General features: G+C 51.8%; 1 protein-coding gene. It reads right to left on the minus strand.

The features are described 5' to 3' along the window. Window positions 1-42: 42 nt before the first annotated feature. Window positions 43-612 (minus strand): integrase core domain-containing protein (locus tag ACYVB1_RS12830; protein WP_460924112.1); only part of this gene is annotated, 570 nt, incomplete at its 5' end.

A 612-nucleotide genomic window follows, 5' to 3' on the forward strand; every position in this document is an offset into this window, starting at 1 on the left:
TGTAAGCTCCCCCGTATTTTGAGCCATTTGAAAGTTGACTTTTCAATTTACAATTTCTTCCAATAAATCAACCGGAGCTCTGAAGTTGAGGGCCTGATGAGGCCGGTGGCAGTTGTAATCCAGCCTCCATTCCTCTGCTTTTTCCCGAACTTCCGACAGGGTCCTGAACACGTAGGCATTGAGCAGCTCTCTTCTGATACTGCCGTTGCAGCGTTCCACATAAGCGTTCTGCATCGGTTTGCCAGGCTGAATGAAGACCAGGCGCACCTTGTTTTCCCTGCACCAGCACTCCAACTTGTTTGAGATGAACTCCGGTCCGTTGTCGACGCGTATCATTTCCGGCAATCCCCTGAACTCCTTCAGATACTCCAGCACCCGAATCAGGCGCAGCGCAGGGATAGACAAGTCAGCCTCCATGGTGAGGATTTCCCTGTTGTAGTCATCGACGATGTTGAGGAGGCGGAATCTTCTGCCGTCCCAGAGGCTGTCAGACATGAAGTCGATTGACCACACCTGATTAATCCTCTCTGGCTGGAACAGCGCCTGCTTTACACGTGCAGGAAGCCTTTTCCTGTGCCTTCGCCTGATGTTGAGCCTGAGCTGGCTATAGAC

The organism is Pontibacter brevis, assembly GCF_054779655.1.